This is a genomic window from Streptosporangium vulgare, assembly GCF_042428775.1.
GTDB lineage: Bacteria > Actinomycetota > Actinomycetes > Streptosporangiales > Streptosporangiaceae > Streptosporangium > Streptosporangium vulgare.
In genome coordinates this window covers 117,947-134,930 of record NZ_JBHMBS010000004.1, presented here as the reverse complement: position 1 = coordinate 134,930, position 16,984 = coordinate 117,947, and the positions used below count along the sequence as shown (strand labels likewise).

Genomic DNA, 16,984 nt, shown 5'->3' with positions numbered 1-16,984 from the left:
CGCGAGAAGTCCCGCGCGCCCATGGGTGTATCCGGCGCTCCCGATCGGTCGCGGGAAATTCTCCGTCCGGTCTCGATACGGGGATTCGCCGCAGGGGGCGTGCGGGCGAATCCTCCGCGTGTCACCGACGCTGTCGTGGCGTGTCTACCGGCACCCTTGTGCCGCCTGGCGAGTGGGAGAGCGGTCAGGCCGGTCGTACGGGTGCGGAACCCTGAGATGTCCGCATCAGATGGACGGCGAGGGCGCTGACCCAGCAGAAGCCGACCGTGATGGAGATCCGCTGGAACAGGCCGCCGAGTTCGACGAACCCCTCGGTCTGGGCGAACCCCATCCCGGCCAGTACGAACGCGCCGATGAACACCAGGCCGCTGATCCCCGAGTAGACCGCCCAGCCGCGCTCGCCCCAGCCCGCGAAGCGCCGGGCGAACACGAAGCACGCGGCGGTCAGCGCGACGAAGACGAGCAGCGAGAACGGGAAGTCGTGGAGCCGTCCCTGCCAGGTGTGCTCGCCCTGTGCGGGCGTGCCGGGCGGGTAGCCGCTGACCGGGTCGGTCGGGAAGACACCGGCGCCGACCAGCCCGATCGCGTACAGCCCGATCAGCAGCGGCCCCCAGGTCGAGTGCCGTCCCGAGTCGCGCAGACCCCGGCGCAGGCCGACGGCGAAGACGAGCATCAGCAGGCCGGTGACGACGAAGTCGGCGACCTGCGTCCACCCGGACGGGCCGAGCGCCAGCGAGCTGACCGGGTGGCGCATCGGGTCGTAGCCGGGCCGGACGGCTCCCTGGACCAGGAAGGCGACGACGAACAGCGGCCCGCCCACCGCCCCGCACAGGTAGGGGAGAGCGGCTCGCGGTGTCTTCGGGGTGCTTTTCGCCGGGGTACGCATCGATCCTCCTCGGAGGGGACTTGCCGGGTGCCAGGGTGGAGATGCCGCGTCCGCGGGGGACGTAGTATCCAACGGCGGATAACCGGGGCTAGTGCCAGGATGTGACGTGAGCTTTGAACTCGGAGCCTGGTTCGGGACCGAACCGATCACCGCAGGGGAGGCTCTTCACCGCTATCTCGTCTGGGACGCGAGCGGAGCCGCACCCGGTGAGCCGCGTCCTGAGGTGGCGGCCTTCTACGAGGAGCTGACGGCGCTCTTCCCGGACCTGACCGCCGACAACTACGGCGCCTCACCCTGGTCCGAGCCGCTCACCGTGAGTGAGGACTTCGTGCTGATGAACGCGGTCTTCCCCCGCGCCGGAGAGGTGTGCCGCGTGGTGCTGGAGATGGCGCCACGGCACCGGCTCGTGCTCTTCGAGCCGTAGCGGGGTCGTGGCGGATCGGCCGGCGCGTGGCGAAGGAGGCCGGCGATCCGCGACCCCGCGCCAACGGCCGGCGAAGTCCCTCTCTCCGGATTCAACAGTTTCGCCGCCGAGTCCGTCTGGGTTGTGACGGACTCGGAGAGCTGTGACGGACTCGTAAAGGCGAAGGCAATTGGACAACGACTCCCGTTTCGCGGACTTCGTCGCCGAGCGGGCGGATGCGCTGCTGCGTTACGGCTACGTGCTCAGCGGCGACCCTCACGACGCGGCCGACCTCACCCAGGAGGCGCTGATCCGGCTGCACCGGGCGTGGTCCCGGGTGCGCCGCAAGCACGACCCGGAGAGCTACACCAGAATGATCATGGCTCGGCTGCACATCGGTGCCTGGCGGCTGCGCCGTCGCGAGCGGCTCACCTGGAACCTTCCGGAAAGGGCGCATCTGGACGTGCTGCCCTCCGACGTGGAACAGGGACTCTGGCGGGCGCTCGAAGGCCTGCCCCGCAAGCAGCGGGCCGTACTCGTCCTGCGTTACTACGAGCAGCTGACCGACGCGGAGATCGCCGATGTGCTCGGCATCTCCCGAGGGACCGTCCGCAGCCACGCGTCGCTCGGCCTGAACAGGCTTCGCTCCGCCGTACCCCATCCCGCAGCAGCCAACGGGAGCACCCGATGAACGACGACCTGGAAGACAACCTCCGCAGTGCCCTCGGCCACGCCTCCGAGCGCGCGCCGCACGCGCCGAGCGGCCTGTCCGCGCACATCGTGACCCGTTCCCGGCGTCGCGGGACGCGCGCGCGGGCCCTGGCCGCGGCTGTGGCCGTGGCGGTGGTGACGGGCGGGCTCGCGGTGACGGTACGCGGCGCCGCGAACCCCTTGGACCCGACGGCGGACCCGATGGCCGCGTCAAGCGCCGGGAGCGCGAAGCCGTCCCTCCCCGGCGAGGTGTCCGAGATCCCGGACCCTGCCGAGAAGGTCTGGCCGCGGGCGGTCAGGAAGATCCCGGCCGTGCTGCCAGACGGGCGCGAACTCCGGCCGCAGACCTTCATCGACGACCACACGCTGCTCGTCGAGACCTGGTCGAGTTTCGAGAAGTCCGACGCCATCTACGCCTACGACATGGACAACGCCGAGATTCGCAAGATCACTGACGTTCCCACACCGAAGAAGACGGTGACGTTCGCCTCCAACTTCACCATCGGCGCCGGACAGGTGGCCTGGTGGACGGCTCGCAAGAGTGACGACGGGAAGGTGGTCGATCTGTGGGCGGCCCCGCTCGCCGGTGGTGAGGCCCGGCTTGTGGCCTCGTACCGGAACGATGAGGACGTGTCCGGGTTGCTCGACCCGCCGGCCGTGACCGGCGACGGCAGGATCGCCTTCTCCTTCAGGAGAAGCGACGGCGTCTTCTCCGTTCCCCTCGGGGGCGGGACGGTGAAACCCGTCGCGGGCGCTGACAGGTATCACGTCATGGACTGGCCGTGGGTCGGCTCGGGCGGGATATTCGAACACGCCGAACCGACCTTCGCGGAGCTGCTCAACGTGGAGACCGGGGAGAGGCGCACGGCCCTGATCAACCCCGGCGAGCGTGACGTGCGATGCGGGCTGATCGCGTGCGTCGGCAGGAAGGCCGACGGCAAGTCCTTCTACCGGCTGCGCGACGGTTCCCGCGAGCGGGAACCGTCGTTCAGGCTGAACCTGCTGCCCGGCCGGGCCGTGGACCGCTTCCACGGCTCGACCTACCGCAAGGGGGAGAGGCGCGGCAGCATCCTGCACGACATGGTCACCGGCAGGTCCGGTGATCTTGGGATCCATCCCGCCGAGGGCGAGGGTGTGAAGCTGACGGCCCCCATGATGGGCAACGAACGGCTGGTCAGCTACAGGATCGGGGACCAGATCGTGGTCATCGACCTCGGTAAGATCAACTAGGGCACCTTCGTCCCGGGCCCGGCGTCCTCGTCCTCGGTCCCGCTCCCGCTCGGTCCCGCTCCCGCTCGGTTCCGCCCCTGCGAGACGCACGGGGCGGGGCGGTCGCCCACCGGGGGGAGAGAGCCGGCGCCGAGGCGTCCTCCGATGCTCTTCGAGCGGCGGGCCGCCTCCGGGTACGGATCGAGGCCGCCCGGGACGGGCACGGGTCAGCGGCTGACCGCGTCGACGGTGCCGGTGGCGTCGGCCGCGTCGGCCGTGCCGGACGGGCGCAGCAGGTCCAGGTCGGCGCGGCGGGGCAGGCTCTCCCAGTCGCCGTCGGCGGTGACGGCGAAGGCCCCCGCGGCGCAGGCCGTGGCCAGCCGCCGTTCGGGGGCCGCCCCGGCGAGGGTCTCGGCGATCCAGCCCGCGGCGAAGGCGTCCCCGGCGCCCACCGGGTCGAGCTCGACGACCCGGTAGGGCTCCGCGTGCCGCACGGCGCCGTCGGAGAGCTCGATCGCGCCGAGGGCGCCGCGCTTGACGAGGACGTGGCGCGGGCCGAGGGCCGACAGGGCCCCGGCCAAGGTGAGCGGGTCGTCGCCCTCGACGACCAGCCGGGCCTCGCCCTCGGTCGCGAACAGGACGTCCACCGAGGCGACGGTCTCGCGCAGCGCGGCGGACGCCTCGGCGGGCGTCCACAGGGCGCGGCGGTAGTTGACGTCCATCGACACGGTCACGCCCGCGTCGCGGGCCTCGGCGATCGCGGCCCGCACCGCCTCGGCGGCGGACGCCGACAGCGCGAGCGTGATGCCCGTGACGTGCAGCACGCGCGCCGAGCGGATCAGCGAGACGTCCAGGTCGGAGGGGCACAGCCGGGATCCGGCGCTCGCCGAGCGGTAGTAGCGCACGTCGACCATCTCCGCCGTGCGCCTGCTCTTGATCATCAGGCCGGTGGGCGCCCCGGGGTCGACCCGCATCCCCCGCACGTCGACGCCCTCACCGGCCAGCGTCGAGCGCAGCAGCTCGCCGAACTCGTCGGCGCCCACCCTGCCGATCCAGGCCGCGCGCCCGCCGAGGCGGGAGACGCCGATGGCCACGTTCGACTCCGCGCCGCCCACGCCGAGTCCGAAGTCGCGGGCGTGCCTGAGCGGGCCGGTGCGCCGCGCGGTGAACAGGGCCATGCTCTCACCGAGCGTTACCAGGTCAGTCATGGAAAACGGGTCCTTAGGGAGTCGGCGGGCTGACTTCGTCGATCATCGGGTCGAGCCGAGCTTTCTGGAGATGCGCAGGGCCGCCTCGGCCACCAGGGGACCCAGGTCTCGCACCCGTGCGGCGGTGATCCGGGAGGTGAGACCCGAGATGGAGATGGCCGAGGTGGCGACGTCGTTGTGGTTGAAGATCGGCGCCGCGACGCAGCGCACCTCGGGCTCGTTCTCCCGGTCGTCGACCGAGTAGCCCCGCTGCCGGATCCGGCCCAGCTCGGCGCGCAGGCGCGCGGCGTCGGTGATGGTGTACCGGGTGACGTGCGGCATCCCGGCGGCCACGATCTCCTCGACGGCCTCCTCCGGCTGCCAGGCGAGGATCGCCTTGCCCACGGCGGTGCGGTAGACGGGGTTGCGGCTGCCGATGCGCGAGGCCATGCGCACGTTGGTCTCGTTCTCGACCTTGTCGATGTAGACCACGTCGGGCGGGTCGTAGACCACGAGGTGGACGGTCTCCCTGACCTCCGCCATCAGGCGGTGCGACTCCTCGGCGGCGACCGTCCGCAGGTCGAGGGTGGACAGGTACGCCTGCCCGAGGCGCAGGGCGCCGCTGCCCAGCCGGTAGGCGCCGCTCTTGCGGTCGCGTTCCAGGAGCCTGGCCTCGATGAGCGGGGCGGTGAGCCGGAGCACCGTGCTCTTGGACAGGTCGAGCGCCTCGGCGAGCCGGGTGAGCGACAGGCCGTGGCCCGCGCCCGCGTGGTCGCGCACGTGCGCGAGGACGGCGAGGGCGCGGCGGAGCGAGGCCGACTGGTTGCGCTCGGGGGCGGGCCCACCCATCGCGGCCTCCCATGGTGATCCGGCAATCGAATACCTGGTCAAGGTAGGCGAGTACGCCGCCCCGCGGCCACTTTGCAGCACAACGTTCTGCACTGCACAACCGGCCGCGGGCAACCGGACGGGACGGGGACGGGCGGGTACCCACCCGGTTCCGTTCTCCGCGATACCGATAATTTTTGCCTGGACCAGGGCAGAACTGTCCCTCGGGATGGTTGACAGGCCAAAATTGGTCCGTGGCCAGGATCGGATCGGTAGAGATGAGCGATTGCGAGAGTGAGCGACTTCCGCCAGTTCTGGGTCAGCTGTTCGCCGATGGGGCCGACGGGAGCGAGGGCGGCGGCGAGACCGGGGAGGGCGTGGTCAGGAGGCTCTCGGTGGAGCTGCCACCGGGGGACGTGGTGTGGCCCGACCCCGGTTACGCTCAGCTCGCCGTCCGTCGCCGTCCGGCGTTCTGGCTCAGCGAGGTGGCGGTCTCCGGCGAGTACTGGGCCCGGCTGAGGGCCCAGCACGAGCGGTCGGGCCTGTGGCCGGTGCTGCTGGAGGACTCCGTCCAGCCCTGGTCGGCCGGCCAGATCGCCCCGGACACGGCCGGTCAGATCGACAACTACCACGCCGCCGCGTTCATGGCCGAGGTGTGGTCCGACTGGATCGCCAGGGCCAACCTCGACCAGCTCGAACTGCTCGACCCCTTCGGTCCCGAGTGTCCCGGCCCGGCCCCCTCGGGCAGGCTCGCCGCCGACCCCGGCGTGGTCGCCGACTGGTACGCCGGGCTGGTGGCCGAGCGCAGGACCCCGCTCGGGCTCGTCGCGGTCGAGCGCGGGGCCGACGCCCTCGCCGTCATGGGCTGGCAGGGCGCCCTGAACCACAACGAGTGGATGGTCCCGCTCGCGGCCGTCGTGCGGAGCTGGGAGGACAGGTTCGGGGTACGGGTGGTCGGCATGGGCTTCAACACCCTCGACCTCAGCGTCGCCGCGCCCCCGACGACCTCGGAGCACGCCCTGCACGTCGCCGCGGAGCACTGGACGTTCTGCCCCGACAGCATCATCCAGGGGGCCGGGAACCTCATCGACTACGCCGAGCAGATCAAGGGCAGGAACGCCTGGTCGTTCTGGTGGGACTGAGCGGAGCCTCTGGAGCGGGTGCCGGGACGGAGCCGGGAAACGAGGCCGGGAAACGAGGCCGGGAAACGGGGCCGGGGACGGGGTTCCGGAGGCGATTCCCGGCATGGGGGAGACATCCGTGCTGGTAGGACGGGTGTTGGTCTGACGGGGCGATCGATGAGGCTTCCTTGAAGGTTGTAGGTAGATCTTCTGGGGTTTTCATGGTGTTTGCTTTGCTTTGTCCGGTTTTGGTGGGTAGTGTCCAGGGTTATCGGTAGGCGACCTGCCCTTCACAAGAGGGAGCGGCCGGCCGACGTCGAATCCCGAGAGCCCGTACGGGCTCCGGAGCCGGGGAACCACGTTTCCGGGGTGAATCCGCCGCGACCGCGCGGCGGTAGGGCAACTCCACCGCCCGAACCCGTCAGCTAACCCGGTAGACGAGATGGAGAGGAGATCCCCTCATGGATCACCGCGTTACCACGTCGGTGCACCCCGTGTCCGCGCCGACCACCTGACTTTTCCCCCGTCCCCCCCGACCCCCCCGCCGCCCCGACCGCGGCATCCTCCAGATCGTGCTCCGCGTAGCGATTGCCTGAGATTCCGGCTACGCCCCCTTTTCCGACGAGCGCGTTCCCGCCAGTGCACCCCTCCGGTGTGTCGCACATGGCTGCCCCGTTCCCTCGCGAAAGAGCCTTTTCTCCATGCGCCTCTTCTTTGGTATGCACAAGAACGGCCTGAGCAAGTCCACCTGGCAGAACGACAATCCCCGCGGCAAGCGTCTCGCGGCCGCAGCCCTGGTCGGTGCGAGTGTCCTCGCCTCCGCCGGTGTCGCCCTGGCGCTGCCCGCCGCCACCTGCTTCGCCGCCACCGCCGACCCCGAGGTCGGCGTGGCGAAGGCCAGTGCCGAGACCGTTCTCCTCCAGGGCGCGACCACGGCCTCCTACTTCTGGGACGACTCCTCCGGCCGGGCCGGTGACACCGGGCTGCCCGCCAGCGGCAGGCCGATGCAGAAGGGCATGATCGCCAGCCCGAGCTGGCCCCTGCTCACCGAGGGCTACCTCATCTACAAGGGCAAGAAGGCCAAGTTCTTCGTCGGTGACCGTGGTCCGGGCTCGCCCTCGAACCAGGGCATCATGATCGACATCGACGCCAAGACCTTCGCCGACCTGACCGGTGGAAGGTTCAACGCCGGCACGCTCGGCGTGGACGGCAACGGCGGCATGGGCCACATCGACATCAAGTACGTGGTCACCAAGTGGGGCGGCGGTACGGGGATCAAGAACCACCCCGTCGCGTTCTCCACCGGTGCCTGGAACCGCAGGGACACCAGCCCGGCCAAGCCCCCGACGGTCGTCTTCGCCAAGGCCCAGGAGCTGGGGATAGGCGTGCAGACCCAGCTGGCGAGCGCCGCGGTCCGGCCGTGGGCCGGCAAGCCCAAGGTCATGGTCGAGCCCGCCTCCATGCACCTCCCGGCCGGCGTGGCCGCCATCGGTGCCCGCGCCGCCGAGATCGGCGCCGGGAAGAGCTGAGCCGGGGCCTGCGCCCCGCTGGAGCTCCCCCGTTCCGGCTTCCCCGGCGGAGCCCCTGCCCCGCCGGACCGCCCCGGCCGGAGCTCTCCCCGCTGGAGAGTCCGTCCCGTAGAAGCTCCCCCCGGAGCCCCGACCCCCGACCCCCGACCTACGGAGCCCCGACCCGCAGAGCCTCGACCCGCGGAGACCCTCTGCCGGAGACCCCCTGCGGGAGCCCTCCTGCGGGAGACCCCTTGCCGGAGATCCTCCGCCGGAGACCTCACCCCGCCGGTGGCCCGCTTTCCCCCGAATGGCATTCTGTCCCGCGGAACCAGCAAGGACGGTAGGAGCGCCATGACTCTGCGGGCCCCGGCGAACGGTATCGAGATCGCCTACGACACCTTCGGCTCCCCGGGGGCCCGTCCCCTCCTGCTGATCACGGGCCTCGGTTGCCAGCTGATCCAGTGGGACGAGAGGTTCTGCGCGCTGCTCGCCGGCCGCGGGTACCACGTGGTGCGTTTCGACAACCGCGACAGCGGCGAGAGCACCCACCTGGACGGGGCGGGGACGCCCGCCCTGGACGGGAGCGGGGAGGTCCCCTACCTGCTGGACGACATGGCCGACGACGCCGCCGGACTGCTCGACGCGCTCGGCTGGGACACGGCCCACGTGATCGGCCTCTCGATGGGCGGGATGATCGCGCAGTCACTCGCGATCCGCCACCCGCGCCGGGTGCGCAGCCTCACCTCGATCATGTCCACCCCGAGCCCGCGGGCCGCCCTGCTGACCGACCCGGACGTGCTCCTGCCGGCCTTCACGCCCGACCGCGAGAGCGCGGTCCGGCGGGCCCTCGACAACTGCGCGGCCGTCGGCTCGCCCGGCTACCCGTTCGACCGGGAGTGGAACGCCGAGATCGCCGGGCTGGGCTACGACCGGTCGTACGACCCGGCGGGCACGGCCAGGCAGGTGGCCGCGATCATGGCCTCCGGCGACCGTGCGCCCCGGCTCGGGGAGCTCGCGGTTCCGGCTCTCGTGCTGCACGGTGAGGACGACCCGCTCGTTCCGCTGCCCGCCGGGATCGCCACGGCCGACGCGATCCCCGGCGCCCGGCTGATCACCTTCCCCGGCATGGGCCACGACCTGCCCGCCGAGCTCTGGCCCGCCTTCGTCGACGCGATCGACGAGCTCACCGTCTCCGCGGACTCCGGGCGGTGACCCCCGGCACGCCCTGTTTCTCGCGTTCTCCTCGTTCTCCTCGACCAGGCTCCGACGAAGCTCCGGTGGGGCTCCACGAAGGTCCGGCTGCGCTCCCGGGAGGCTCCGTGGCGCTCCCGGAGGGCTCCGGTGCGGCCCGCGCCTCCCGGGGCACGGGCCGCACCGGAGGGATCACACCTCGAGCTTCTCCTCGATGCCGCGCAGGACGTGCCGCGCGAGCGCGAGGTTGGCCCGGTTCCGGTCGAGGGCCAGGTAGAGGAACAGCCCTTTGCCGCTCCGGCCCGAGATCGGGCGGATTATGTGGTACTGCGTGCCGAGCGTGATGAGGATGTCCTCGATGCCGTCCTTGAGGCCGAGCGACTCCATGGTCCGCATCTTGGCCTTCACGACCTCGGTGTTGCCCGCGGCCGCCACCTGGAGGTCGAGGTCCTTGGATCCGCCGAGGGCGCCCAGCGCCATCCCGCTGTTGTAGTCGACGACGACCGAGCCGATGGCACCGTCGATCGTCATCATCTCCTTGAGCGAGATGTCCATGTTGCCCATTGCTGTCTCCTCACTGGGATATCGATATGCGTGAGCTGACGGCGGCCAGCCTGGCCGCCGTCTTGCGGCCCTCCAGCCGGAGCAGCCCGAGGTTCGTCCCCGGGCGCGCCAGGACCGTGAGGACGATCTTGGGTCCGGCGGCGTAGAACGCCGCGTAACCGTTGGTGCCGGAGATCAACGTCTCCTCGAAGGTGCCCTTGCCGGCCATGCTCGTCATCCGGCGGCTGAGGGCCAGCACGGCGGAGGAGAGCGCGCCGGTCTGCTCGGCGTCTCTGTCCAGGTCGCTCGCTATCGTCAGACCGTCGACGCTGCACGCGATGCTCCCGTTCACGTCGGGTATGCGTTCTCGCAGCGCCGCCATCTCGCGCCGTATCTCCTCGCGCAGTTCCACCGGCATCCTCCTTCCGATCAGCTTCAGCGTCCGCAGCCTTATCGGCATGTGACCGGGCTCAAGTCATCGCCTCCAATGCGTTCCTGAGCCGGATGAGCAGGTTGACGTCGGCGGGGTCCCCGTTCGCCCTGGGGAGCCACTCCGGCGTCTCAGGAGAGCCCGTACCGGCCGCCGGGATCTCCGTGGCGCCCCTCGTCCGCCGGGGCAGCGGCTCCGGTGCCCCGAGAGCCCCGGGGGTTACGGGAGCTCCGGGGGCTACGGGAGCCCCGGGAGCCACGACCGGACCGGGCTCCGGGACGCGGAGCAGTCCGGACGCGGCGAGCTGCCGCACGGCGAGCAGCACCGAGTACGCGGGCCGGCCCAGCTTGCGTGCCAGGTCGGCGGGGGTCGCCGTGGAGTCGGCGCCGACCAGCACCTCCCACTGGAGCGAGCTCAGCACCACCCGCTGGGCGCTGATGCGCCCCAGCGGGACGACCGGGAGCGTGTCCAGCTCCGCGGACGGCCAGGTCTGTTCCAACTGCGCCTTCCTCCGCTCGCACTCCCGGAGCAGGCCGGTCGCGTCGAAGTACCACTGCGGTCCGAGCCAGTGCAGCTCTCCCCGCCGGAACCTGGGCCGGTGCCCGGTGGCCTGCAGCAGGAAGTACGCGGCGTCGAGCACCGTGCTCAGCACGCAGAACTCCAGCTCCCCCCTGGTGAGCAGGCCCTGCGCGACCAGCCGCTCGCCCCCCGACGGCCGCGGGTCCGGCCGCCGGCCGCCGGCGGCCTGCCTGGCCTGTCGTACGGCGTGGGCGGATATCCCGCGGCAGGTGCCCAGCAGGTCCTCCAGCCGGGGGGCGGCCGCGCTCTCGGCGTAGGTCACGCGGCCGTCGGTGAGGTAGATGACCCCCGCCTTGCCGAGCCGCAGGGAGCCGGTGGCGTGGTCGCCGGCGAGCCCGCTGAGGATGTTCTCGACGCTCGGCATGGTCTCACGTCGATATCAGGCGGCCGGAAAGGGCCTGGAGACGGTGGCGGGCGAGTGCCAGGTTCGAGCGTTCGGGATCGAGCCTGACGTAAATGACGAGGGGACCGTCGAAAGGCGTTTCCAGCGGCCGCAGTAAATGGTGGCCGCCGTCCGTGGTGACGATCATGTCGTTGATCCGGACCGTGCCGCCGGGCGAGGCGAGGGCGAGCCCGTCGAGCGTCGCGCGCAGGGTCTCGCTCAGCCCCGCGGCCGACCTCTCCACGTCGGCGTGACGGCTCGCACCGCCGGCGGCCACCGCGGTCCCGCTGGTCTGATCGATGAGGATCGCGTCCAGGGCACCGGGGATGGCCATCACCTCGGTCAGGCAGTCTTCGATTCCGAGCACGTACTCTCCCTCGCCGGCGACTTCAAGCGTCGCCCGGTCAGCGTAGGGAAACCGCTCGCGAACCGAACTCCCTGACTAGGGCTTTGATAGGAGAAGGCATACGATTCCCTAACCGAGTAGGAAGTTATACACCCCGGGTGGAAATCAACCCGTTGGCTCGTCGGTGATGAGTGCCTTTTCGTCCGGCTTGAAAACAAGAATGTTCTTCACATAGGAATTCACCGCGGCGGGCAGCCCGACGTCGTTCCCGGCCTCCTCCGACATGTACCAGCGGTGGTCGAGCACCTCGTGGAAGAACTGGGCGGGCTCCAGCTTGCCCCGCAGCTCCTGGGGCACGGCCAGCACCGTGGGCTGGAAGACCTCGGCCAGCCAGCGGTGGGCCACGATCGCCTCGTCCTCGTGACGGAGGCCGTGCGACACACGGAAGGAGTCGAGGTCGTTGAGCAGGCGCCTGGCCTGGTTCTCCTCCACGTCCAGGCCGGTCAGCCGCAGCAGCCTGCGCTGGTGGTGCCCGGCGTCCACGACCTTGGGCCGGACGATCAGCCGCCCGGTGCCCGCCTTGCGGCGGACCATCATCTCCGCGACGTCGAACCCCAGGGAGTTCAGCCGGCGGATCCGCTGGTCGATCATGTGCCAGTCGACCTCGTCGATGATGTCGTCGGAGGTGAGCTCGCTCCAGAGGCGGTGGTAGCGGTGGACGACCGAGTCGGCGGTCTGCTCGGGGTCGATGGAGGGGTGCAGCAGCTCGCCCGCCTCCAGGTCGAGCATCTCGCCGAAGATGTTGGTGTGCGCGACGTCGATGTCGTACAGCCGCTGGCCCTCGCTGAGCATCGGGTGCAGCTCGCCGGTCTCGGCGTCGACCAGGTAGGCGGCGAAGGAACCGGCGTCCCTGCGGAACAGGACGTTCGACAGCGAGCAGTCGCCCCAGTAGAAGCCGCTGATGTGCAGCCGTACGAACAGCACGGCCAGGGCGTCGAGCAGCCGGTTGAGCGTCTCCGGCCGGACCGTCCCCGACATGACCGCGCGGTAGGGCAGGGAGAACTGCAGGTGCTGGGTGATCAGCGCCGAGTCGAGCGGCTCGCCGTTCGCGTCGGTCCGCCCGGTGACCACGGCCACCGGCTCGACGGAGGGGGTGTCCATCCGGCTCAGGTCCCACAGCAGGCGGTACTCGCGCTTGGCGTAGTACTCGCTGATCTCCTTGATCGCGTACACCTTGCCCGACAGGCGGGCGAAACGCACCACGTGCCGGGAGATGCCGCGCGGCAGGGAGACCAGCCGGTGCTCGGGCCACTGCTCCAGCGGGACGTCCCAGGGCAGGCGGATGAGATCCGGATCGCTCGGGGCGCCGGTGAGCTGGAGGGGCATGCGGTCAGTCCTCGCGACGGGGGAAGGTGGGTGGGTCGAAGGCGCGCCGGACCACCGCGGCGAGCTGCTCCTCGGTGAGCACGCGGGGCTCGCCGACGCCCTTGGCCCGTACGTAGACCTCGCAGAGCCACTCCAGCAGCCGGGTCGCCTCGAAGGCCCCGTCCAGGTCGTCGCCGATCGTGACCCCGCCGTGGTTGGCCAGCAGCGCGGCCCGCCGGTCCTTGAGGGCGGCCCTGACGGAGGCGGCGAGCTCGGGGGTGCCGTAGGTGGCGTACTCGGCGACCCTGACGGTCCCGCCGAGCAGCAGGACGTTGTAGTGGATCGGCGGCAGTTCGCTCATGGTCGTGGCGACCACGGTGCCGAAGACGGAGTGGGTGTGCACGACGGCGCCCGCGCCGGTGGTCGTATAGACCGCCAGGTGCATGGGGGTCTCCGAGGAGGGCCGCAGGTCGCCCTCGACGAGGTGGCCCTCGATGTCGACGACCGGGCAGGACTCGGGCTCCAGCCGGTCGAGGGAGACGCCGCTGGGCGTCACGGCGACCAGGTCGCCCGCGCGCACACTGAGATTTCCCGCGGTTCCGACGACCAGCCCGGTCGCGGCGGCCCGGTGGCCGTACTCACACAGCAGTCGGCGCTGTTCGGCCAGCAACATGTTCCCAAAAGTAGGGGGTTGCGGTACCGGGCGGCAAACCCCCATTATCTGGTCTAGACCGGTTGTCGCCCCACGATGATCGGGAAGTACGGTTCCTTTACCCCTCCATCGGCCGGATGTCAACGGTTTGCCGGGAAATATCGGCTACTGTGTGCCGTTCTGTCATTGGATTGCACTTCCCTGGCGTTTGGTTTCTACCGGATATGTCGCGAGGACATCACGGCTCGGTCTAGACCGGATACGAGCTCTTGACGGTGGACTCCGGGGGTACGTACCTTCGGGCAAACGTTTAGGAAACTTTCCTAATTGATCCCCCGTTCAGGAGGGTTACATGTCCAACTCGGCCGGTACGCCCGGAGATATCACCCGGCGGCAGATGCTCCGCCGGATCGGCATGACCGCTCTGATCGCCGGCCCCGGCGCCGGGCTGCTCACCGCCTGCGCCACCGGCGGCGGCGCGACCCCGGCGGCCCCGGCCTCCGCGGCCCCCTCCGCGGGCGGCGCGGTCTCCGCGAAGAACCCGTTCGGTGTCGCCGCCGACGCGCCGCTCGAGGTCGTCATCTTCAAGGGCGGCCTGGGTGACAGCTACGCGACCGAGGTCCACGAGCCCCTGTACAAGAAGGCGTTCCCGCAGGCCCAGGTCAAGCACGTCGCCACCCAGCAGATCGCGCAGACCCTGCAGCCGCGGTTCGCCGGCGGCGACGTCCCCGACATGATCGCCAACTCCGGCACCGACCTGATGGACAACGGCGCCCTGCAGCAGGAGGGCCAGCTCCTGGAGCTCACCGAGCTGTGGGACGCCCCCTCGATCGACGACCCGAGCAAGAAGGTGCGCGACATGGTCGCGCCGGGCACCGTCGAGTCGGGCCTCATCAGCGGCAAGCCGTACCTGATGAACTACGTCTTCTCCGCGTACGGCCTCTGGTACGACTCCGCCCTGTTCGAGAAGAACGGCTGGACCCCGCCGAAGACCTTCGACGAGTTCAAGGCCTTCGCCGAGAAGGCCAAGGCCGCCGGGATCACCCCCTTCGCGTACGCGGGCAAGAACGCCGCCTACTACGCGTACTGGATGATCCTCATCTCCGCCGCGAAGATCGAGGGCAACCAGATCCTGGTCGACGTCGACAACCTCGTCGACGGTGTCTGGCAGCGCGACGCCATGAAGCAGTCCGCCGCCGCCTGGGCCGAGATCGCCAAGTACATGGACAAGTCCTTCGAGGGCCTGATCCACACCGAGGTGCAGCTCCGCCAGAACCAGGGCAAGGTCGCGCTGTACCCGTCGGGCTCCTGGCTGGAGAACGAGCAGAAGGCCCAGACCCCGGAGACCTTCAAGTACGCGCTGACGCCCACCCCCAGCGTCACCGCCGCCGACAAGATGCCGTTCGAGGCCATCCGCGCCGCCGCCGGCGAGGCCTACATCGTCCCCGCCAAGGCGAAGAACCCCAAGGGCGGCCTGGAGTACCTGCGCATCATGCTCTCCAAGGAGGGCGCGAGGGGCTTCACCGAGAAGTCGGGCAACATCACCGTCGTGACCGGTGCCGCCGACGGCCTGGAGCTGTCGCCCGGCAACGCGAGCCTCAGCGCCGCGCAGACCGCCGCCGGCCAGAACATCGTCACCTTCAGCAGCTTCGAGAACTGGTACAAGGAGTTCGAGACCGAGCTGCGCAAGCAGACCAACGCGCTCATGTTCGGCCGCATCTCCGCCGACGAGTTCTGCGAGAAGATGCAGAAGGCCGCCGACAAGACCAAGTCCGACTCGTCCATCACCAAGCAGAACCGGACGGTGTAGCTCCCGATGCGGCAGGGCAAGTATCCGTTCATCGTCGGCTTTCTGGCCGCGCCGGTCCTTCTCTACGTGGTCTTCGTGATCAGCCCGTACATACAGGCTTTCTACATCTCGATGACCAACTGGAAGGGCATCTCGGCGAACCCCCAGTTCATCGGCCTGGAGAACTTCACCAGGCTCTTTGACGACGAGGTCTTCTGGGCCGCGGTGCGGCACCACGGTGTTCTGTTGCTTGTCATGCCGCTGGTCACGATCGTGATCGCCCTGTTCTTCGCCTTCCTGCTCAACCTGAGCGGCGGGCAGCGGGGCGGCCGGATGACCGGGATCTGGGGCTCGAAGGTCTATCGTGTGATCTTCTTCCTGCCCCAGGTCCTGGCCGTGGCCATCGTCGGCGTGCTCTTCCAGGCGATCTACCGCCCGGACGGCACCGGCGTGATCAACGGCCTGCTCGGCAAGGTCGGCATCGACCCGGTCGGCTGGCTCATCGACCCGGACATCGCGCTGCTCTCGATCATCGCGGTGATGGTCTGGCAGGCCGTCGGCTTCTACGTGGTCCTGTTCTCGGCCGGCATGTCCTCCATCCCCAAGGACGTGTTCGAGGCCGCCGCGCTGGACGGCGCGGGCCGGTTCACCCTGTTCTTCAGGATCACGATCCCGCTGCTGTGGGACACCATGCAGGTCGCCTGGGTCTATCTCGGCATCGCCGCCTTCGACGCCTTCGCCCTGGTCCAGGTCCTCTCGGTCGACCGGGGCGGGCCCGACAACTCCACGACGGTGCTGCCGATGGAGATCTGGCGCACGGCGTTCAACTTCTCCAAGTTCGGCTACGCGTCGGCGATGGGCGTGGCGCTGTTCTTCATGACCATCACGTTCGCCGCCCTCACCCTGCGCGTGACCCGGCGCGAGAGGATCGAGTTCTGATGGCCACGGACACGGCGCGCAAGCCCGACGCCACCCGCCCCACCGCCCCCGCGCCCGTCAGGCGCCGCGCGAGGAACCCGCTCGGGATCTTCGGCGCGCTGTCCCACGTCGCGCTGCTGGTCTGGGCGATCCTGATCGTCGGCCCGATCGTCTGGACGTTCCTGTCCTCGTTCAAGACCAACACCGAGATCTTCGGGGACGCCATCACCCTCCCGGCCTCCTTCGGCTGGGACGCCTGGGGCCGGGCCTGGGAGAAGGCCCACATCGGCCAGTACATGCTGAACACCGTCTTCGTGGTGGCGTGCAGCACGGCGGGCACCATGCTCCTGGGCTCGATGGCCGCGTACGTGCTGGCGCGCTACACCTTCCCCGGCAACAGGCTGATCTACTTCCTGTTCGTGTCGGGCATGACCTTCCCGGTCTTCCTCGCGCTGGTCCCGCTGTTCTTCGTGGTGAAGAACCTGGGGCTGATCGACACCCACCTCGGCCTGATCCTGGTCTACATCGCCTACTCGCTGCCGTTCACCGTCTTCTTCCTGTCGGCGTTCTTCAAGACGCTGCCCACCTCGGTGGCCGAGGCGGCGATGATGGACGGCTGCTCGCACACCCGGACGTTCTTCCGGGTGATGATGCCGATGGCCAAGCCGGGCCTGATCAGCATCACGATCTTCAACATCCTGGGGCAGTGGAACCAGTATCTTCTGCCGATCGTGCTGCTCTCCGGCAACGTCGAGAACAAGTGGGTGATCACCCAGGGCGTCGCCAACATCTCCACCAGCGCCGGGTACGAGGCCGACTGGCCGGGGCTGTTCGCCGCGCTGAGCATGGCCATCATCCCCGTGATGATCATTTACATCATCTTCCAGCGCCAGATCCAGTCGGGTCTCACCTCCGGCGCCGTCAAATGACCGG

General features: G+C 69.8%; 18 protein-coding genes and 1 riboswitch. Of the genes, 9 read left to right on the top strand and 9 right to left on the bottom strand.

Going from position 1 to position 16,984, the window contains the following annotated elements; translation table 11 throughout:
• Positions 1 to 184: 184 nt before the first annotated feature.
• The gene (locus tag ACFFRH_RS10155) at positions 185 to 886 is read right to left on the bottom strand and encodes a DUF998 domain-containing protein (protein ID WP_344745423.1); all 702 of its coding nucleotides are present in this window, start codon (positions 884 to 886) and stop codon (positions 185 to 187) included.
• 106 nt (positions 887 to 992) lie between these two features.
• Between ACFFRH_RS10155 and ACFFRH_RS10150 the strand changes: the two genes are divergently transcribed.
• The 3 genes from ACFFRH_RS10150 (at position 993) to ACFFRH_RS10140 (ending at position 3,230) form a co-directional block, all read left to right on the top strand.
• Positions 993 to 1,310 (top strand): hypothetical protein, encoded by a 318-nt coding sequence (locus tag ACFFRH_RS10150; RefSeq protein WP_344745424.1) that lies wholly within the window; start codon positions 993 to 995, stop codon positions 1,308 to 1,310.
• A gap of 169 nt (positions 1,311 to 1,479) precedes the next feature.
• Entirely contained in the window at positions 1,480 to 1,980 is a 501-nt protein-coding gene (locus ACFFRH_RS10145; protein ID WP_344745425.1) for a SigE family RNA polymerase sigma factor, read from the top strand.
• Positions 1,977 to 3,230 carry a TolB-like translocation protein gene (locus ACFFRH_RS10140; protein WP_344745426.1) on the top strand — a complete coding sequence of 418 codons (1,254 nt, stop codon included), beginning with the start codon at positions 1,977 to 1,979 and terminating at the stop codon, positions 3,228 to 3,230. The genes ACFFRH_RS10145 and ACFFRH_RS10140 overlap by 4 nt, the downstream gene beginning before the upstream one ends.
• A gap of 206 nt (positions 3,231 to 3,436) precedes the next feature.
• Here the strand turns inward: ACFFRH_RS10140 and ACFFRH_RS10135 are convergent, their stop codons facing one another.
• The gene (locus tag ACFFRH_RS10135; RefSeq protein WP_344745427.1) at positions 3,437 to 4,417 is read right to left on the bottom strand and encodes a sugar kinase; all 981 of its coding nucleotides are present in this window, start codon (positions 4,415 to 4,417) and stop codon (positions 3,437 to 3,439) included.
• A gap of 42 nt (positions 4,418 to 4,459) precedes the next feature.
• Positions 4,460 to 5,245 (bottom strand): IclR family transcriptional regulator, encoded by a 786-nt coding sequence (locus ACFFRH_RS10130; RefSeq protein WP_344745428.1) that lies wholly within the window; start codon positions 5,243 to 5,245, stop codon positions 4,460 to 4,462.
• A gap of 257 nt (positions 5,246 to 5,502) precedes the next feature.
• On the opposite strand from ACFFRH_RS10130, the gene ACFFRH_RS10125 reads away from it, so the two are divergent.
• The 3 genes from ACFFRH_RS10125 to ACFFRH_RS10115 all read left to right on the top strand — a co-directional run bounded on the left by ACFFRH_RS10125 (position 5,503) and on the right by ACFFRH_RS10115 (position 9,068).
• Positions 5,503 to 6,366 carry a DUF4253 domain-containing protein gene (locus ACFFRH_RS10125; protein WP_344745429.1) on the top strand — a complete coding sequence of 288 codons (864 nt, stop codon included), beginning with the start codon at positions 5,503 to 5,505 and terminating at the stop codon, positions 6,364 to 6,366.
• Between the two features lie 283 nt (positions 6,367 to 6,649).
• A riboswitch (cyclic di-AMP (ydaO/yuaA leader) is annotated at positions 6,650 to 6,800 on the top strand.
• Between the two features lie 246 nt (positions 6,801 to 7,046).
• Positions 7,047 to 7,874 (top strand): hypothetical protein, encoded by an 828-nt coding sequence (locus ACFFRH_RS10120; RefSeq protein ID WP_344745430.1) that lies wholly within the window; start codon positions 7,047 to 7,049, stop codon positions 7,872 to 7,874.
• A gap of 333 nt (positions 7,875 to 8,207) precedes the next feature.
• Positions 8,208 to 9,068, top strand: coding sequence for an alpha/beta fold hydrolase (locus ACFFRH_RS10115; protein WP_344745431.1), 861 nt, complete (start codon positions 8,208 to 8,210; stop codon positions 9,066 to 9,068).
• Positions 9,069 to 9,239: 171 nt separating this feature from the next.
• Here the strand turns inward: ACFFRH_RS10115 and ACFFRH_RS10110 are convergent, their stop codons facing one another.
• The 6 genes from ACFFRH_RS10110 to ACFFRH_RS10085 form a co-directional block, all read right to left on the bottom strand.
• A complete protein-coding gene (locus ACFFRH_RS10110; protein WP_344745432.1) occupies positions 9,240 to 9,611 on the bottom strand; it encodes a hypothetical protein in 372 nt (123 codons plus the stop codon).
• Between the two features lie 10 nt (positions 9,612 to 9,621).
• Complete coding sequence (locus ACFFRH_RS10105; protein ID WP_386156222.1) at positions 9,622 to 10,008, bottom strand: roadblock/LC7 domain-containing protein; 387 nt, start codon at positions 10,006 to 10,008, stop codon at positions 9,622 to 9,624.
• A gap of 52 nt (positions 10,009 to 10,060) precedes the next feature.
• The gene (locus ACFFRH_RS10100) at positions 10,061 to 10,963 is read right to left on the bottom strand and encodes a hypothetical protein (RefSeq protein WP_386155850.1); all 903 of its coding nucleotides are present in this window, start codon (positions 10,961 to 10,963) and stop codon (positions 10,061 to 10,063) included.
• A 4-nt stretch (positions 10,964 to 10,967) separates the two neighbouring features.
• On the bottom strand, positions 10,968 to 11,348 hold the full coding sequence (locus tag ACFFRH_RS10095; protein ID WP_344745435.1) for a roadblock/LC7 domain-containing protein: 381 nt from the start codon (positions 11,346 to 11,348) through the stop codon (positions 10,968 to 10,970).
• A 144-nt stretch (positions 11,349 to 11,492) separates the two neighbouring features.
• Positions 11,493 to 12,713: a DUF4032 domain-containing protein gene (locus ACFFRH_RS10090; RefSeq protein ID WP_386155848.1), complete on the bottom strand. Its 1,221-nt coding sequence runs from the start codon at positions 12,711 to 12,713 to the stop codon at positions 11,493 to 11,495.
• A gap of 4 nt (positions 12,714 to 12,717) precedes the next feature.
• Positions 12,718 to 13,365, bottom strand: coding sequence for a class II aldolase/adducin family protein (locus ACFFRH_RS10085; protein WP_386155846.1), 648 nt, complete (start codon positions 13,363 to 13,365; stop codon positions 12,718 to 12,720).
• A gap of 331 nt (positions 13,366 to 13,696) precedes the next feature.
• Between ACFFRH_RS10085 and ngcE the strand changes: the two genes are divergently transcribed.
• From ngcE to ACFFRH_RS10070, 3 genes are read left to right on the top strand one after another with little or no spacing between them, the layout of a single operon-like run.
• Complete coding sequence (ngcE, locus tag ACFFRH_RS10080) at positions 13,697 to 15,154, top strand: N-acetylglucosamine/diacetylchitobiose ABC transporter substrate-binding protein (RefSeq protein ID WP_386155844.1); 1,458 nt, start codon at positions 13,697 to 13,699, stop codon at positions 15,152 to 15,154.
• Positions 15,155 to 15,160: 6 nt separating this feature from the next.
• Complete coding sequence (locus tag ACFFRH_RS10075) at positions 15,161 to 16,072, top strand: carbohydrate ABC transporter permease (protein ID WP_386155842.1); 912 nt, start codon at positions 15,161 to 15,163, stop codon at positions 16,070 to 16,072.
• Positions 16,072 to 16,980: a carbohydrate ABC transporter permease gene (locus ACFFRH_RS10070; RefSeq protein ID WP_386155840.1), complete on the top strand. Its 909-nt coding sequence runs from the start codon at positions 16,072 to 16,074 to the stop codon at positions 16,978 to 16,980. Before ACFFRH_RS10075 ends, ACFFRH_RS10070 begins: the two co-directional genes overlap by 1 nt.
• Positions 16,981 to 16,984: the final 4 nt, after the last annotated feature.

Bases quoted from the DNA above. Each gene is read 5' to 3' on its own strand.
- ACFFRH_RS10090 (WP_386155848.1), bottom strand. From the start codon at position 12,713: ATGCCCCTCCAGCTCACCGGCGCCCCGAGCGATCCGGATCTCATCCGC.
- ACFFRH_RS10125 (WP_344745429.1), top strand. From the start codon at position 5,503: ATGAGCGATTGCGAGAGTGAGCGACTTCCGCCAGTTCTGGGTCAGCTG.
- ACFFRH_RS10120 (WP_344745430.1), top strand. From the start codon at position 7,047: ATGCGCCTCTTCTTTGGTATGCACAAGAACGGCCTGAGCAAGTCCACC.
- ACFFRH_RS10085 (WP_386155846.1), bottom strand. From the start codon at position 13,365: ATGTTGCTGGCCGAACAGCGCCGACTGCTGTGTGAGTACGGCCACCGG.
- ACFFRH_RS10115 (WP_344745431.1), top strand. From the start codon at position 8,208: ATGACTCTGCGGGCCCCGGCGAACGGTATCGAGATCGCCTACGACACC.
- ACFFRH_RS10100 (WP_386155850.1), bottom strand. From the start codon at position 10,963: ATGCCGAGCGTCGAGAACATCCTCAGCGGGCTCGCCGGCGACCACGCC.
- ACFFRH_RS10070 (WP_386155840.1), top strand. From the start codon at position 16,072: ATGGCCACGGACACGGCGCGCAAGCCCGACGCCACCCGCCCCACCGCC.
- ACFFRH_RS10105 (WP_386156222.1), bottom strand. From the start codon at position 10,008: ATGCCGGTGGAACTGCGCGAGGAGATACGGCGCGAGATGGCGGCGCTG.
- ngcE (WP_386155844.1), top strand. From the start codon at position 13,697: ATGTCCAACTCGGCCGGTACGCCCGGAGATATCACCCGGCGGCAGATG.
- ACFFRH_RS10075 (WP_386155842.1), top strand. From the start codon at position 15,161: ATGCGGCAGGGCAAGTATCCGTTCATCGTCGGCTTTCTGGCCGCGCCG.
- ACFFRH_RS10135 (WP_344745427.1), bottom strand. From the start codon at position 4,417: ATGACTGACCTGGTAACGCTCGGTGAGAGCATGGCCCTGTTCACCGCG.
- ACFFRH_RS10110 (WP_344745432.1), bottom strand. From the start codon at position 9,611: ATGGGCAACATGGACATCTCGCTCAAGGAGATGATGACGATCGACGGT.
- ACFFRH_RS10155 (WP_344745423.1), bottom strand. From the start codon at position 886: ATGCGTACCCCGGCGAAAAGCACCCCGAAGACACCGCGAGCCGCTCTC.
- ACFFRH_RS10130 (WP_344745428.1), bottom strand. From the start codon at position 5,245: ATGGGTGGGCCCGCCCCCGAGCGCAACCAGTCGGCCTCGCTCCGCCGC.
- ACFFRH_RS10140 (WP_344745426.1), top strand. From the start codon at position 1,977: ATGAACGACGACCTGGAAGACAACCTCCGCAGTGCCCTCGGCCACGCC.